13 protein-coding genes are annotated in these 15,094 nt (G+C 62.3%); 5 read left to right on the forward strand and 8 right to left on the reverse strand.

From position 1 onward, the window contains the following. The 4 genes from CUC44_RS13255 to bioA form a co-directional block, all read right to left on the reverse strand. The coding region (locus CUC44_RS13255) for an anaerobic C4-dicarboxylate transporter (RefSeq protein WP_100860405.1) at positions 1–1,197 on the reverse strand (1,197 nt) is incomplete at its 3' end. Positions 1,198–1,510: 313 nt separating this feature from the next. After that, positions 1,511–2,911 carry an asparagine--tRNA ligase gene (asnS, locus tag CUC44_RS13260; RefSeq protein WP_100860406.1) on the reverse strand — a complete coding sequence of 467 codons (1,401 nt, stop codon included), beginning with the start codon at positions 2,909–2,911 and terminating at the stop codon, positions 1,511–1,513. A 309-nt stretch (positions 2,912–3,220) separates the two neighbouring features. Further along, the gene (locus tag CUC44_RS13265) at positions 3,221–4,051 is read right to left on the reverse strand and encodes a HAMP domain-containing protein (RefSeq protein WP_100860407.1); all 831 of its coding nucleotides are present in this window, start codon (positions 4,049–4,051) and stop codon (positions 3,221–3,223) included. A 133-nt stretch (positions 4,052–4,184) separates the two neighbouring features. Next, on the reverse strand, positions 4,185–5,459 hold the full coding sequence (gene bioA / locus CUC44_RS13270) for an adenosylmethionine--8-amino-7-oxononanoate transaminase (protein WP_100860408.1): 1,275 nt from the start codon (positions 5,457–5,459) through the stop codon (positions 4,185–4,187). Positions 5,460–5,632: 173 nt separating this feature from the next. Here bioA and bioB point away from each other — a divergent pair, with 173 nt between their 5' ends. From bioB to htpX, 5 genes are all read left to right on the forward strand, one after another. Continuing rightward, positions 5,633–6,733 carry a biotin synthase BioB gene (gene bioB, locus CUC44_RS13275; protein WP_100860409.1) on the forward strand — a complete coding sequence of 367 codons (1,101 nt, stop codon included), beginning with the start codon at positions 5,633–5,635 and terminating at the stop codon, positions 6,731–6,733. Further along, positions 6,730–7,920 (forward strand): 8-amino-7-oxononanoate synthase, encoded by a 1,191-nt coding sequence (gene bioF / locus CUC44_RS13280; protein WP_100860410.1) that lies wholly within the window; start codon positions 6,730–6,732, stop codon positions 7,918–7,920. The genes bioB and bioF overlap by 4 nt, the downstream gene beginning before the upstream one ends. Continuing rightward, positions 7,913–8,752, forward strand: coding sequence for a malonyl-ACP O-methyltransferase BioC (gene bioC, locus CUC44_RS13285; protein WP_100860411.1), 840 nt, complete (start codon positions 7,913–7,915; stop codon positions 8,750–8,752). The genes bioF and bioC overlap by 8 nt, the downstream gene beginning before the upstream one ends. A 107-nt stretch (positions 8,753–8,859) precedes the next feature. Continuing rightward, entirely contained in the window at positions 8,860–9,540 is a 681-nt protein-coding gene (gene bioD, locus CUC44_RS13290; protein ID WP_100860412.1) for a dethiobiotin synthase, read from the forward strand. Positions 9,541–9,653: 113 nt separating this feature from the next. Beyond that, positions 9,654–10,526, forward strand: a complete 873-nt coding sequence (htpX, locus tag CUC44_RS13295; protein WP_100860413.1) for a protease HtpX — start codon at positions 9,654–9,656, stop codon at positions 10,524–10,526. A 75-nt stretch (positions 10,527–10,601) separates the two neighbouring features. Here the strand turns inward: htpX and CUC44_RS13300 are convergent, their stop codons facing one another. From CUC44_RS13300 to CUC44_RS13315, 4 genes are all read right to left on the reverse strand, one after another. Next, complete coding sequence (locus CUC44_RS13300) at positions 10,602–12,422, reverse strand: hybrid-cluster NAD(P)-dependent oxidoreductase (RefSeq protein WP_100860414.1); 1,821 nt, start codon at positions 12,420–12,422, stop codon at positions 10,602–10,604. 174 nt (positions 12,423–12,596) lie between these two features. Next, positions 12,597–12,812, reverse strand: a complete 216-nt coding sequence (locus tag CUC44_RS13305; protein WP_100860415.1) for an HP1242/YdcH family protein — start codon at positions 12,810–12,812, stop codon at positions 12,597–12,599. 274 nt (positions 12,813–13,086) lie between these two features. Next, positions 13,087–13,677, reverse strand: a complete 591-nt coding sequence (locus CUC44_RS13310) for a hypothetical protein (protein ID WP_100860416.1) — start codon at positions 13,675–13,677, stop codon at positions 13,087–13,089. Between the two features lie 11 nt (positions 13,678–13,688). Further along, positions 13,689–15,047 carry an MATE family efflux transporter gene (locus CUC44_RS13315; RefSeq protein WP_100860417.1) on the reverse strand — a complete coding sequence of 453 codons (1,359 nt, stop codon included), beginning with the start codon at positions 15,045–15,047 and terminating at the stop codon, positions 13,689–13,691. Positions 15,048–15,094: the final 47 nt, after the last annotated feature.

The raw sequence follows: 15,094 nt of genomic DNA on the forward strand, positions 1-15,094 counted from the left end.
CGGGTAGGTCGGCAGCACGAAGTAGCCGTAGCTTGCCGGCAGGAAGGCGATCAGCAGCTTGGGCTCAACCCCGAGTGCCAGCCCCATGGGGGCGATGGCGGTGAGGGCCGCGGCCTGGCTGTTCACCAGCTTGGAGATGAGGAACAGCACCAGGGCATAGGTCCAGGGTTGGGCTTGCACCACGTGGGCCAGGGTCTCTTTGAGCAGCGGCATGTGGGCCTGGAAGAAGGTCTCGCTCATCCAGGCGACCCCGAAGACCGAGAAGATGGCGACCATGCCTGCCTTGAACACGGCGCCGTTGGAGATGTCACCGGGCTTGACCTTGCAGCGCATCAGGATCACGGCGCCGGCGATCAGCATCATCATCTGGATCACCAGGTTCATGGAGAGGGGGCCTGTCTTGCCACCCATCTCGAACACGGGGCGCAGGGAGGCGTCGGCCCCCAGCACCACCACGGCGGCGATGGCGGCGAAGAAGATCCAGGTCGACCAGTAGGCCTCTTTCGGGAACTTGGTGTTGAGCAGGGTCTCGCCGCCGCCGTAGATGAACTCACGCTGCTGCGGATCCTTGAGCTTGGCCTGGAACTCCTCGTCCTTGTCCAGATCCTTGCCGCGGCGCAGGCTCCAGAGGGCCGCTACTATGACCCCGGACAGGGAGGAGGGGATGGCGATCATCAGGATGTCGAGCAGGCTGTAGGCCTGACCGATACCGTGACCGGCCGCCAGGATGGAGACCATGGAGACCACGGCCACCGACACCGGCGAGGCGCAGATCGCCATCTGGGAGGCAACGGAAGCCACTGCCATCGGGCGTTCCGGGCGGATATTCTTCTGCAGCGCTATGTCGGCGATGATGGGGAACATGGTGTAGACCACATGGCCTGTGCCGCACAGGAAGGTGAGGGTCCAGGTGGTGAGGGGCGCCAGTATGGTGATGTACTGGGGGTGGCGGCGCAGCAGGCGCTCGGCCACCTGCATCATCAGGTTGAGGCCACCGGCGGTCTGCAGGGTGGCGGCGCAGCCGATGACCGCCAGTATGGTCAGCATCACCTGTACCGGTGGTTCACCCGGGGTGAGGCCGAACACGAAGGTCAGCAGGAATAGACCTATGCCGCTGATGAGACCCAGTCCCATGCCCCCGAAACGGGTACCCAGCAGCAAACAGCCGAGTACCACCATAAATTCCATGAAGATCATTCCATTACCTCGTGTGATTCAATCCATGCAGGCGCAGCGCCCAGGACGACATTGTCTGTTGTTATTTAGCCCTAAAGGGTTAATAGTTATTTTGCCTACCCAAAAGGGGTAAAAATTTGAGGTACTTCAACAACCCATGTTTTTCCGATTTAACTGCATAAAAACTACGGTTTTGAGGGCGAAATCGGGGCTGAAAAGACGTAAAGCGGCGTGCAAGGGGGAGTGATGAGGAGGTAGAGGCGGGCGCTGGCGCCCATGGGGCAATAAAAAAGCCGACCCTGAGGTCGGCTTTTTGCAATCGGTCGAGTGCTGCTTAGAACTCGGCGGTGCGAGGAGTACGCGGGAAGGGGATGACGTCGCGCACGTTGCCCATGCCGGTCACATAGACCACCAGACGCTCGAAGCCCAGACCAAAGCCGGAGTGCGGCACAGTGCCGTAGCGGCGCAGGTCGCGGTACCACCAGTAGTCTTCCTTGTTCAGACCCATCTCGGCCATGCGCGCATCCAGCACGTCCAGACGCTCTTCACGCTGGGCGCCACCGATGATTTCGCCGATACCCGGGGCCAGCACGTCCATGGCGGCAACGGTTTTGCCGTCGTCGTTGAGGCGCATGTAGAAGGCCTTGATGTCTTTCGGGTAGTTCTTCACGACCACGGGGGACTTGAAGTGCTCCTCGGCCAGGTAGCGCTCGTGCTCGGAGGAGAGATCGATGCCCCAGGAGACAGGGAACTCGAACTTCTTGCCGCAGTTTTTCAGCACTTCGATGGCGTCTGTGTAGTCAATCTGGGCGAAGTCGGAGGCGACGAAGCGCTCCAGACGGCCGATGGCGTCCTTGTCGATGTGCTGGGCGAAGAACTCCAGATCGTCGCGGCGCTCGGTCAATACGGCGTTGAAGACGTATTTCAGCATGGCTTCGGCCAGGGCGGCGTTGTCTTCCAGATCCGCGAAGGCTATCTCCGGCTCCACCATCCAGAACTCGGCCAGATGGCGGCTGGTGTTGGAGTTTTCGGCGCGGAAGGTCGGGCCGAAGGTGTAGACCTTGGACAGGGCGCAGGCATAGGTCTCGACGTTCAGCTGACCGGACACGGTCAGGAAGGTCTCCTTGCCGAAGAAGTCCTTGTCATAGTCCACCTTGCCGGCGTCGGTGCGCGGCAGGTTTTCCAGATCCAGGGTGGAGACGCGGAACATCTCGCCAGCGCCTTCGGTGTCGGAGGCGGTGATGAGGGGGGCGGCGATCCACAGGTAGCCTTCTTCATGGAAGAAGCGGTGAATGGCCTGGGCCAGGCAGTTGCGCACCCGGGTCACGGCGCCAACCACGTTGGTACGCGGGCGCAGGTGAGCCTGCTCGCGCAGGTATTCGATGCTGTGGCGCTTGGCAGACATGGGGTAGGTGTCCGGGTCTTCGATCCAGCCCACCACCTTAACCTCGGAGGCTTGCAGCTCGAAGGCCTGGCCGCTGCCCTGGGAGGCCACTACCTCGCCGGTCACTTCCACGGAGCAGGCGGTGGTCAGACGCAGCACTTCATTCTCGTAATTGGCCAGGGTATTGGGGACGACTGCCTGTACCGGATGGAAACAGGAGCCATCGGAGATGGCCAAAAATGAGATCCCCGCCTTGGAATCACGGCGGGTCCGGATCCACCCTTTGACTGTCTGGGTGGTGCCAACCGCATACTTACCGGCCAGCACATCTACTACGGATGCGTGCGTCATCGAAATTTTGTCTCCAGCTTGTTCTTGCCGCGCTATTTGCAACACTAGGGGCCTGCTCCTGGCATGAATGTCCCAGGGTGGCAGACTAAGCCGTTAATCTTACCCGCGCAGGTTTGATAAACAAGCAAAAATGTCGGCGCTTCGTGGGGTTTTCGGCCGGAATCTGGCGACTCGGACGGGGGATGGGAGGGAAAGGGGGCAGAGCGGGGTCAGATGGGCTGATACGGCGATGAGCCGCCGAATTTTGCGCTGTCATGCCGGGCCTGGGCGGCCCGGCATGAGCGACTGTGGATCTGCTTGCCGGCCGGCTTATGGCCGGGTCGACTCGCTCTGGCTTATCTTATCCTGCTCGGCCTGGGCATCTGCGCGTTTGCCAAGCTGGCGTTCCACGCTGTCGAGCATCTGGTTGTAGGCGAGCGCGACCCTGCCTATCTCGTCCCCTTCATCCCCTTCCAGCCGCTTGCCGAAGTCATGATGATCCGTGGCTTCCTCGATGGAGCGGGTCAGCTGGTTGAGGGGGCGCACTATCCAGGTACGGATGACCCAGAGTGTCAGCAGCAGGCCCAGCCCGAAGATGGTGGTGAGGCTCAGCGCCGAGGTAAGTATGTTCTGCTCGACCCGGGTAAACAGGGTGTCGAGGGAGTAGTCGAACCGCACCGCCCCCAGCACGGTATTCTCCGGCACCTGGTGACAGCTGGTGCAGTCGGTGCCACGAAAATCCTTCTTGGCCAGCAGCGGGCGAGTCACCACCAGCCGACTGTGCATGTCGTCGTGCACTACTTCCAGGCTGCCCTTGCCCGCCAGTGCCAGGGCGTCAAACCTGTCCTTGGGGGCCTCGGTCTCGCGTCCCGGCCCGTACTGCTTGTTTACCGCCGCGCCGCGCACTATGCGGGCATCTTCCACGTGGGCGTGATCCATGAACTTGCTGCGCAGGGTATCGCGGGCCTCCATCTTGCCGGTCAGCATCAGCATGTTGAGGCCATCGAAGTAGGCCTCGGTCTGCTCCCGGCTCTGCTCCTTGATGAGGGTCAGGATGAGATCGCGCTCGCGCACCGCCTGATAGGCCGCGGAGAACACCAGCACCATGGAGAAGATGAACAGCAGGAAGAAATTGATTTTGGCAGCAATGGAGAGGCGCATGGGAAAGGTACATCTGTTGGGTAAAACCCGCGCAGTCTACCCTTCTCGCCTGCCGGGTTTTGATGACTTGCTCACATTCTGATGAAAAAGATTCAAAAGACCCCGCGCAGCCGCGGGGTCGGAATGGCCGGGATCAGAATTCCCCCTCCGTGATGGCCTGCGCTATGGCCCCGGTCAATACCTTCAGCTCTTGCGGCGTGATGACGAAGGGGGGCATGAGGTAGATGAGCTTGCCGAAGGGGCGGATCCAGGCCCCCAGCTCGACGAACTTGCGCTGGATGCGCGCCACGTCCACCCGCTCCTTCATCTCCACCACGCCGATGGCGCCGAGCACCCGCACATCCGCCACTGCCGGGTTCAGGGTCAGTGCTACCAGCTCGGTTTTCAGCTGATGCTCGATGGCTTGTACCCGATCGCGCCAGGATGAGGCCAGCAGCAGCTCGATGAAGGCGTTGGCCACGGCGCAGGCGAGCGGGTTGCCCATGAAGGTGGGCCCGTGCATAAAGACCCCTGCCTTGCCGTCACACACGGTGCGGGCGACATGCTCAGTGGTGAGGGTGGCTGACAGGGTCAGATAGCCGCCGGTGAGGGCCTTGCCCAGACACATGATGTCCGGGCTGATGCCGGCCCAGTCGCAGGCGAACAGCTGGCCGGTGCGGCCAAAGCCGGTGGCAATCTCGTCGGCGATGAGCAGCACGCCGAACTCGTCGCACAGGGCGCGCACCCACTGCAGGTAGCGGGGGTGATAGAAGCGCATGCCGCCGGCCCCCTGCACTATGGGCTCGAGGATGATGGCGGCGATTTCTTCGTGCCTGTCCGCCAGCAGGGTAGCGAGCTCCACCACGCACTCCTCGTTCCACTCTGCATGAAAACGGCAGCTCGGCGCCTCGACAAAGAGTTGCTCGGGCAGGAAGCCCTGATAGAGCTCGTGCATGCCGCCCTCGGGGTCGGTGACGCTCATGGCGCCGAAGGTGTCACCGTGATAGCCGCCGCGCAGGGAGACAAACTTGGCGCGAGGCGTGCCTTTGGCGTGCCAGTACTGCTGGGCCATCTTGAGCGCCACCTCCACCGCCACCGAGCCGGAGTCCGCCAGGAACACCCGATCCAGCTTAGCTGGCGTGATCTCCACCAGCTTGCGGCACAGCTCGATGGCGGGCTCGTGGGTCAGGCCGCCGAACATGACGTGGGACATCTTGCCGAGTTGGGCGGTAGCGGCGGCATCGAGTTCGGGCACCTGGTAGCCGTGCACGCAAGCCCACCAGGAGCTCATGCCATCCACCAACTTTCGGCCATCGCTGAGGATCAGGGTCACCCCCTGGGCACTGGCGACCTGGTAGCAGGGCAGGGGATTCGTGAGGGAGGTGTAGGGGTGCCAGACGTGGCGAAGGTCGAATTCCTGGTTGGTCATTTTATGTTCTGTTGTCAATTAATTTGATCTGGTCGGTGTTGACAGTCTACGCCTGCTCTCTACACTAGCCAACAATTTCAGCCACTTGGCCTAGACCCCTGGGTCGGACCGTGGCGGTTTGGCGGTCTGCCCGACAAGAAGGCGGATCCCATCATCACAACTGGAAGCCACCCATGCATGCACTCCCGACGGGCACCCATGCCCTGCGTCACGACTGGACCCACGACGAGGTTCAGGCCCTGTTTGCCCTGCCATTCAACGATCTGCTGTTCCAGGCCCAGACGGTGCACCGGGCCCATTTCGATCCCAACGAGGTGCAGGTCAGCACCCTGCTCTCCATCAAGACCGGCGCCTGCCCGGAGGATTGCAAATACTGCCCCCAGAGCGCCCGCTATCATACCGGACTCGAGACCGAACGGCTGATGGAGGTGGAAAAGGTGCTGACGCGGGCCCGCGAGGCCAGGGCCAACGGCTCGTCGCGCTTCTGCATGGGGGCCGCCTGGCGCAACCCCAAGGAAAAGGACATGCCCTATATCCTGCAGATGATCGAGGGGGTGCGCGGCCTCGGCATGGAGACCTGCATGACGCTGGGCATGCTGACTGCGGATCAGGCCTCGCGCCTCGGCGCTGCCGGGCTCGACTACTACAACCACAACCTCGACACTTCCCCCGAGTTCTACGGTGACATCATCACCACCCGCACCTATCAGGACAGGCTGGATACCCTGGAGCATGTGCGCGGCGCCGGCATGAAGGTCTGCTCCGGTGGTATCGTCGGCATGGGGGAGCAGGCGCGGGATCGGGCGGGCTTGCTGATTGCGCTCGCCAACCTGCCGCGCCACCCGGAGAGCGTGCCCATCAACATGCTGGTCAAGGTGAAGGGCACGCCGCTCGAGAACGAGGAGAACCTGGATCCGTTCGAATTTATCCGCACCATAGCGGTGGCGCGGATCCTGATGCCGGGCTCCCACGTGCGCCTCTCCGCCGGGCGGGAGAAGATGAACGAGCAGATGCAGGCCATGTGCTTTATGGCGGGCGCCAACTCCATCTTCTACGGCTGCAAGCTGCTGACCACCCCGAACCCGGACGAAAACAGCGACATGCAGCTGTTCAAGCGCCTCGGCATTCGCCCTGCCCAGCGCGCCCAGAAGCCGGACGCGGTGCAAGAAGAAGAGCTGCTGGCCCAGGTGACACGGGAGCCCAGTGGTGACGAGCTATTCTATGACGCGACCCGTCAGCGCGTGGCAGTGCAATCCGCTGCAAAGCCGGTATGAAACCTGTGTATCTGACTGACAAACCGAGCCCCTTTGCGCTGAATGAGGCGCTGGTCGCTCGCGAGCAGGATACCCTGCTGCGCCGCCGCACCCCGACCGAGGGGGGCGGCGGCGCCCGGCTGCGAGTGGCTGGGCGTGAGTACCTCAACTTTTCCGCCAACGACTACCTGGGGCTGGGCAGTCATGAGGCCATCAAGGCGGCGTTCAAGACCGGGGTGGATCGTTATGGCGCGGGCGCCGGCGCCTCGCCCCTGGTGACAGGTTACAACCGTGCCCATCAGCAGCTCGAAGAAGAGATCGCCTATTGGCTGGGGCTGGAGGCTGTCTTGTTGTTCAACTGCGGCTTCTCGGCCAATCAGGCGGTGCTCAAAGCCTTGCTCGGCAAGGAGCACCTGCTGTGGCAAGACAGGCTCAACCACGCCTCATTGCAGGAGATGGGCAGCCAGCTGCCTTGCAAGATGCGGCGTTTTGCCCACAACGACATGGAAGCCCTCGAGGGGCAGCTTGAACCGGGTCGTGGCCTCATCGTCTCGGAGGGGGTGTTCAGCATGGACGGAGATCAGGGCCCCTGGGGTGAGCTCAGTCGGCTCGCCGCCCAGAGCCATAACTGGCTGATGATCGACGATGCCCACGGCCTCGGTGTGCTGGGGCCAGAGGGGCGCGGCACCCTGGCGGCGCAAGGAGTGGATCCAGCAGGCGTGCACATCCAGATGGGCACCTTTGGCAAGGCGCTCGGGGTGGCCGGCGCCTTCGTCGGCGGCAGCCGTGCGCTGGTGGATTACTTGGTCAACTTCGCCCGCCACTATGTCTACAGCACCCATATGCCCGCCGCCCAGGCCTGCGCCGTCAGCCAGAGCATCACTTTGGTGCGCACCGCCGATGAGAGCCGCGCCCATCTGCAGCAACTGATAACCCGTTTTCGGCAGGGCGCTGGCCAGCTTGGCTGGACACTCGGCGCGAGCGAGACCCCCATTCAGCCGCTGCTGGTGGGGGAGAGTCGCGCCGCCCTTGCCCTGAGCGAGCGGCTGCGTGAGCGCGGCCTGTGGGTCGGCGCCATCCGCCCGCCTACCGTGCCTGCGGGCACGGCGCGGCTGCGCATCACCCTGAGCGCAGCCCATAGCGAGCAGGATGTCGACTGCCTGCTCGATGGACTGGGGATGAGAGCGGAGGGTCTTCGCCATGTCTGACCTACACCAACATGACACCTTCCAGCGAGTGGACAAGGTGCAGCTCGCACGCCGCTTTGGCGCCGCCGCCCGTCACTACGACGCCCATGCCCGCTTCCAGCAGGAGGTGGGGCTGGCGCTGTTGGCGCGCATGAGTGAATCCAGTGTGGCGCTGGATAAACATCAGAGCCCGGCGTTGACGCCCCCCGCGGCGGGTCTGGATCTGGGTTGCGGCACAGGTTTTTTCCTGCCCCATCTCGCCAGCCAATGCCAGCAACTGCACGGGCTAGATCTCGCCCCCGGCATGCTGCAACAGGCGGCCCGGCGGGGCAGTGGCGCCCTGCTGCTGTGCGGCGATGCGGAGGCGCTGCCGTTCGCTGATCAGAGCCTTGACTGGATCTTCTCCAGCCTGGCCCTGCAGTGGTGCGAACGGCCGGCCCAGGCCTTCGCCGAGATCCACCGGGTGCTAAAGCCAGGCGGTCGGCTGCTGTTCTCGACCCTGCTGTCGGACTCTCTGTGGCAGTTGCGTGAGGCCTGGCGCACAGTTGACGAGCGCTCCCATGTCAATCGCTTCCTCAGCCTGTCACAATTGCAGCATGCCCTCACCCTGGGTGGTTTCTGTGCTCCCGAGCTGCAGTCTCTGACCTGGTCTCTCGCCTATCCGTCCCTCAGTGGCCTGCTGCGCGATCTCAAGGGCATAGGGGCAAGCCAGGTCAACGACGAGCGCCAGGCTGGTCTGGGCAACCGTCAACGCCTGCTTCGCCTGGGGGAAGCCTATGAGCAATTCCGCCAGCCAGATGGCATGCTGAGCGCCAGCTATCAGGTCTGCCTGGGTCAGCTGACGCGTAACTAACCCGCCCCAGGTCAGCTCGAGACATATCCCATTCGGGACTTGCCAATCCACATCATTGAAACGCGAGGTGCGGCCAGGCCGCCACCTTTTCGCGTTGAGGAGTCATCATGGTCAAATCTTTCTTCATCACAGGCACAGACACAGATGTGGGCAAGACGCTAGTCGCCCGCACCCTGCTGCGGGAGTTCGCCGCCCAGGGCATCCAGTGCGCCGGTTACAAACCCATCTCGGCGGGCTGTGCTCACACAGATGAGGGACTGCGCAATCAGGATGCCCTGCTGCTGCAGGCCGCCGCCAGCCTGGCGTTGCCCTACGACCTGGTCAATCCGTTTGCCTATGCGCCCCCGATAGCGCCCCACATCGCCGCCCGGGAGGTGGATGAGGCCATCACCCTGAGCGGCTTGTCGGAGGGTCTGCGCACCATAGAGCAGGCGGGGGCCGAGCTGATACTGGTGGAAGGGGCGGGGGGCTGGTTCTTGCCACTGGACAGGACCTATCTGCTCTCTGACTGGGTCAAGCAGGAGAACCTGCCGGTGATAGTTGTGGTGGGAGCCAAGCTGGGCTGCCTCAACCATGCCCTGCTCACCTTCGCCGCCATTCGCAACCAGGATCTGCCGATCGCGGGCTGGGTGATGAATCGGGTGGATGAGGGCATGAGTCACTACCAGGAGAATCTGGATACTTTGAGGGGCTTGCTGCCAGCGCCATTTTTAGGTGAAATACCCTTTGTAAACAAGCCACTCGAGGCTGATTTGCGCGGGTGTCTCGACATTTCTCCCCTGCTCTGAACCCGACATTCAGCAAACATTCATCGAATTTATCTATTATCTGGGGCTGGTGTGGTACCAGGCCGGCAACGAATCGGCCCGGACCACGCATCCATATCTCACAAGGAGTCAATATGAAGCGAATTATGCTATTCCTGGTGACCAACCTGGCCGTCATGCTGGTGCTGGGGGTGGTACTCAATATCCTGTTCTCGGTTCTGGGGATCAACAAGTCCAGTATTTCCGGTCTGTTGGTGTTCTGTGCCGTGTTCGGTTTTGGGGGTTCCTTTATCTCCTTGCTGATGTCCAAGTGGATGGCCAAGCGCAGCTATGGCGTCCAGGTCATCGAGCAGCCCCGTAACGAGACCGAGCACTGGCTGGTGAGCACAGTGGCCCGTCAGGCCCGTGAAGCGGGGATCAAGATGCCGGAAGTGGGGATCTACGACTCCCCCGAGATGAACGCCTTCGCCACCGGTGCCCGCCGCGATGACTCGCTGGTGGCTGTATCGTCCGGCCTGCTCTACAGCATGAGCCGCGACGAGGCGGAAGCCGTGCTGGCCCACGAGGTGAGCCACGTGGCCAACGGTGATATGGTGACTCTGACCCTGATCCAGGGGGTGGTGAACACCTTCGTGATGTTCTTCGCCCGCATCGTGGCCGGCGTCATCAGCAATTTCTTCAGCTCGAGCAACAGCGAAGAGAGCAGCAGCTCCGGTGGTTTTGCCTACATGATCACCGTCTTCGTGCTGGAGATGATCTTCGGCGTGCTGGCCTCCATGATCGTCATGTGGTTCAGCCGTCAACGTGAATTCCGCGCCGATGCGGGCGCCGCCAAGCTGGCCGGTCGCGACAAGATGATCGCCGCCCTGCAGCGTCTCTCCCGCGGTGCCGAGCCGCAGATGGAAGGCTCCATGATGGCCTTTGGCATCAACGGCAAGCGCTCCATGAGCGAGCTGTTCATGAGCCACCCGCCCATCGAGCAGCGCATCGCCGCCCTGCGCGGTTAGGCGTATCGCCAGTAAAAACGGCTGCCCAAGGGCAGCCGTTTTGCTTTCTGGGGCACTTGGCCCTCACATCCCCCCTTATCGGGGTCCGATCACCAGATTCGTGAGCGGCACGGCGCAGCAGGTGAGGATCTTGCCTTCGGCCCGCTCGGCGGCCGTGATGGCCGGCGCATCCGGGTGATCCACTTCCCCCGACAGCAGGGTCTGCTTGCAACTGCCGCAGATGCCGGCGCGGCAGCTCCAGGGCAGCTCAACCCCTTGCTTGTGGGCCTGGTCCAGTACGGTGCCCTGGTTGTTACCGGCAAAACTCTGCTCACCGATGCGCAGTTGCACCGCCTTGTGGGGGCGGGCCACCGAGAGGATGGCGCCACCGAAGCTCTCCTGCTGGATGTGCTCGGCGGGTACGCCGAGGGCGACAAGCTGGGTTGCCGCCTCGCTCATAAAGCCGTGGGGGCCGCACAGGAAGACTTCTCGCGCCAGCAGGCTCGGGATCCTGGCGAGGTGCGCCTGACTCAGGCGACCGCTGAGCCCCTGCCAGTGGGGACCGGGCTGGCTCAGGATCAGGGTGAGTTGCATACCGGCCTGGCTCAGGGCATGCAGTTCGGCGGCGGCCGGAATGTCGGCCTCGCTGCGACACAGGTGCATGAAATGCACCTCGTCGAGCTCATGGCGCAGCCGCAGGGTGCGGGCGATGGCGAGCATGGGGGTGATGCCGGAACCCGCTGAGAGCAGCAGCAATTTGCGCTCAAGCCCTAAGTGGAAATTACCCGCGGGGGGGCTGGCCAGAAGGCGGTCACCGACCTTGAGCTGACTGTGCAGCCAGGGGGAGATGCGACCGTCACCGAGGCGCTTGACGCTGATGCTGTAACGCTCTGGCTGATCCGGCGTGGAGCTCAGGGTGTAACGCCGTTGCAGTCGCTCTCGCCCCTGTCCCTGACCGATATCCAGACTGATGGGCAGGTGCTGGCCTGGCAGGTAGTCCGGCAGGGGCTCGCCATCGGCAGCCTCGAACCAGAAGGTCTCCAGATCCCGGGCAAGGGGCTCGCGCGCGACGCAGACCAGCTCCCGTTTTTTCGGCGCGCCGTTGGGATAGACCGGCGGACGGGCGCGCTCCAGCACCTCTATCTCACTGCCCGCCTCGATCCAGCCCTCGTTCAGGGCCACCAGATTCTGGCCAAAATAGACCTCCCCATCCTCGCCCCGGCGATAGCGGGTCAGGGTGGCGAGTGGCTCCTTGAGGGCGTTGAAGCGATCGCTGCCGGGTTCGACCGTGGTCATGATGCAGCGGCTGCAGGGCTTGGCGACCAGGAACTCAACCTCACCGATGCGGATCCGCTTCCAGCCATCCTCCTCGAACGGCTTGGTGCCACCTGCGACCAGGTTGGTGCGAAACTGGCTCATCTGGTGCAGGGCATCGGATCTCAGGTTGAGATCCTCAAGGGAGGCCTGGCTGATGAGCAGCAGGGGATAGCCGTCGGCGAAGCTGACCCGGGTGCCTGTCTTGGCGCGAAAGCGATCGGAGCGCTCACCAAGCCAGAGCAGGCGTACCGGCTCACCGGCCACGCGGCTCAACCAGGCATCGGCCTGATCGTGAGTATGCAGGGCCTGGAAGCTGTCGCTCCAGACGCCGGTGGCCTGGGGTGTGCGGCTGAATGCCTGCTCCTGCAAGGTGAGGGGGGCAAGGCCCGGGTAGCGGAGCAGCAAGCCACCCTCGACGGGCGAAGCCGCGACCAGCTGCAACTGGGGATGGGTGCGGGCCGTGATGAAGCTGCCGTCCGGTTTGACCACCATGTAGCGGCGATCCCCCAGTAGCCCTTCCTCGGTTACCCGAGTACGGGAGAGTGGCATGCCCGCCGTCGATTTGATGGGATAGAGGTGAATGCTGTCGAGCCTTGGCATGTCAAAGTCCTTGTTAATCACGAGAGCGCAGATGTTAACCGTCTTGGGGGCGCCAACCAAGCCTTCAATGAGGGGGAGTGCAGGGAGGCTAGCACCTGGGAATGAGCAATAAAAAGCCCGGCAGTTTGGCCGGGCTGGGGGATAAGTTGCTTATCCGGGTATTCGTCGAGGCGTCTAATGTGGATGTTGTTTGAGGATGTCGTATATCTCCTCTTTCAGTCTAAGTTTCTGTTTTTTCAGATCCTTCACCTCGGAGCTGTAGTCGCTGGCGTGATGCTTTTCCAACTTTCTAATCTCCGCATCCAGGTCGTTGTGCAAGTCAAACTTCTTCTGGAAATGGACATCACTGCTCTTCAGTTGCGAGATGAGATCTCTGTACTCTGGGAACATGTAATGAAGCCTCCTTGTTGTCGTCTGATTGTGCCTTGACCTTCAAACTACCCCTATCCTCGGCGGATAAATGTGATCCGGTTCAAATTCGAGGGCAATGGATCCCGATACGCGAAGACGAGTTTTTAACTGCTTGAATCACAAGCTGATAAGGGATTTATGAGTAAGCGGGAGTGTGCTGAATCGGGACTGACGTCACGTTTGTGACCATGAGATGACAACCACAGGCAGCAAAAAGGGGCCCAGCGGCCCCTCGTTGCAAAGCAGATGCGTTTTACTCTTTCTTCTTTTTCTTCTCGGGCAGGGGCTGGCCGTCACGGGCGATCACCTTGCCCACTTCGAAGCCAATCTGAGCCGCCAGCTCTTCCAGATCCGGCGCCTTGGCCTCGTTGCCGATGGCGTACTGGTAGTTGGCTATGGTGATCTTCTGCGCCACCGGGGTGCCCGGGACTATGGGCTCACGCCAGCCCTGACCCACATGAGCGACGAGCGTGCCGTTCATGATGAGCTCGCCGACGATCTCCTGGGTCGGAATGCCCTTGCCGTAGGTGAGGCCCTGGGGATGCTTCTTGCCCACCAGAGGCTCGGTGCTGGCAGGCAGCAGCTTGGTGCGGATCAGCCACTTGGGATCCTTGGTCTTGCCCACCGCCTTGCCGGTCTGATACTCGTTGATCTTGATGGTCTTGATCATCTGGGCCATGAATTCCTTGGTCAGCGCCTTTTGCGCCTCGCTGGTCTCATCGATGGCGATGGGGGCCACATACCAGATTTTGGGGGCAGATGCCTTGGGCGCGGCCGGTGCGGTTTGCGCCATGGCCAGAGGGCTGAGCAGGAGAGCAGCCAACAAGAGTCCGATTTTCTTCATCATGATTCCGCTTATGATTCCACAGATGTTTCGACAAGGATTTTGTTTTGCCAGCGGCGACTGCGCCAGCGCCAGAACATGGCCAGACCGCGCACCCACTCATCGCAGGCAAGGGCCAGCCAGATGCCGACCAGACCATAACCTTGCACGATACCAAGGAAATAGGCGAGCGGAACGGCAATTCCCCACATAGAGACGAGCGCCATGTAGAGCGGGAAACGGGCATCCCCGGTGGCGCGCAGGGCGTTGATCACCACCAGGTTGAAGGTGCGGCCGGGTTCGAGGATGAGGCTGATGAGAAACAGCTGGGCGACCTGGGTGATGATGTCGGGATCGTCGGTGAACAGGCTGATGATGGTGCGCCCGTTCAGCGCCGCGGCGATGGCGATCAGGGTCGTCACGATAAGGCCGAGCTTGAGGCTCTTGAGCAACTGTTTGTAGGCCTGCTCGAAGCGGCGCGCCCCCGCCAGATGGCCGATGATGATCTCGTTGCCAAGGCCGATGGAGAGACCGAACAGCAATATGAACAGGCAGATCTGGAAGAAGTAGGACTGGGTCGCCAGCGCCTTGTCGCCGAGCAGGCCGACAAAGGCCGTCACCACCATGAACTGCAGCATCCAGGAGAGGTTCTCCCCCGCCGCCGGCAGGCCTATGTGCAGCACCTTGTCCAGCATGGCCTTGCTCGGTCGCACTATCTCAGGCAGCCGCAGCTTGATACCGGTCTTGCGGGTCACCAGCCACACCAGCAGCACAACGCCGACGATGCGCCCCGCGACCGTGCTGATGGCGACGCCGGCCACCCCGAGCTGGGGCAGACCGAACCAGCCGTAGAGCAGCAGCAGGTTGCCGACGAAGGTGATGAGGTTGACGATCAGGGTCACATACATGGCCTGACGGGTGTGGCCGTGGGCGCGCAGGGTGGCGGCCAGGCAGAGCGCCGCCGCCTCAGGCAGCAGGCACAGACCGATGATCTGCAGGTAAAGAGTTGCATCCCCCATCAGGTTGGCGGGCAGGTTCATCAGGGCCAGCATGGTGCTGGCGCCAGCCATGACGCCGACCGCGGCCACCAGCCCCACCAGCAGGTTAAAGCCGATGGCGGTGTGGATGACTACCCGGGCTTGTTCCTTGTTCCCCGCCCCCAGATACTGGGTGATGACCACGCTGGTGCCTATGCTGACGAAGCTGAACAAGGTGATGGCGAGATCGAACACCTGGTTGCCGACTGCAAGGGCCGCCACCCCCTGATAGGAGACGTGTCCCACCATGAAGGTGTTGAGGGCCCCGGTCAGAAAGTGCAGGGCGAGATCGATGAACAGTGGCCAGGTCAGGGCGAAGAGGGTGCCCGGGCCTGCGTGGGATTGAGTCTGCATGGCATATCCAAATAGGGAGGATGGCACTCGTCAGTGCTATCTGGACG

Origin of the sequence: Aeromonas lusitana (assembly GCF_002812985.1) — a bacterium.
Classification (GTDB): domain Bacteria; phylum Pseudomonadota; class Gammaproteobacteria; order Enterobacterales; family Aeromonadaceae; genus Aeromonas; species Aeromonas lusitana.

What these genes read in the sequence shown, in the direction of transcription:
- bioB (WP_100860409.1), top strand. Translation starts at nt 5,633, where the DNA reads ATGCATGCACTCCCGACGGGCACCCATGCCCTGCGTCACGACTGGACC.
- bioC (WP_100860411.1), top strand. Translation starts at nt 7,913, where the DNA reads ATGTCTGACCTACACCAACATGACACCTTCCAGCGAGTGGACAAGGTG.
- htpX (WP_100860413.1), top strand. Translation starts at nt 9,654, where the DNA reads ATGAAGCGAATTATGCTATTCCTGGTGACCAACCTGGCCGTCATGCTG.
- bioA (WP_100860408.1), bottom strand. Translation starts at nt 5,459, where the DNA reads ATGACCAACCAGGAATTCGACCTTCGCCACGTCTGGCACCCCTACACC.
- bioD (WP_100860412.1), top strand. Translation starts at nt 8,860, where the DNA reads ATGGTCAAATCTTTCTTCATCACAGGCACAGACACAGATGTGGGCAAG.
- CUC44_RS13310 (WP_100860416.1), bottom strand. Translation starts at nt 13,677, where the DNA reads ATGAAGAAAATCGGACTCTTGTTGGCTGCTCTCCTGCTCAGCCCTCTG.
- CUC44_RS13265 (WP_100860407.1), bottom strand. Translation starts at nt 4,051, where the DNA reads ATGCGCCTCTCCATTGCTGCCAAAATCAATTTCTTCCTGCTGTTCATC.
- CUC44_RS13315 (WP_100860417.1), bottom strand. Translation starts at nt 15,047, where the DNA reads ATGCAGACTCAATCCCACGCAGGCCCGGGCACCCTCTTCGCCCTGACC.
- CUC44_RS13300 (WP_100860414.1), bottom strand. Translation starts at nt 12,422, where the DNA reads ATGCCAAGGCTCGACAGCATTCACCTCTATCCCATCAAATCGACGGCG.
- CUC44_RS13305 (WP_100860415.1), bottom strand. Translation starts at nt 12,812, where the DNA reads ATGTTCCCAGAGTACAGAGATCTCATCTCGCAACTGAAGAGCAGTGAT.
- asnS (WP_100860406.1), bottom strand. Translation starts at nt 2,911, where the DNA reads ATGACGCACGCATCCGTAGTAGATGTGCTGGCCGGTAAGTATGCGGTT.
- bioF (WP_100860410.1), top strand. Translation starts at nt 6,730, where the DNA reads ATGAAACCTGTGTATCTGACTGACAAACCGAGCCCCTTTGCGCTGAAT.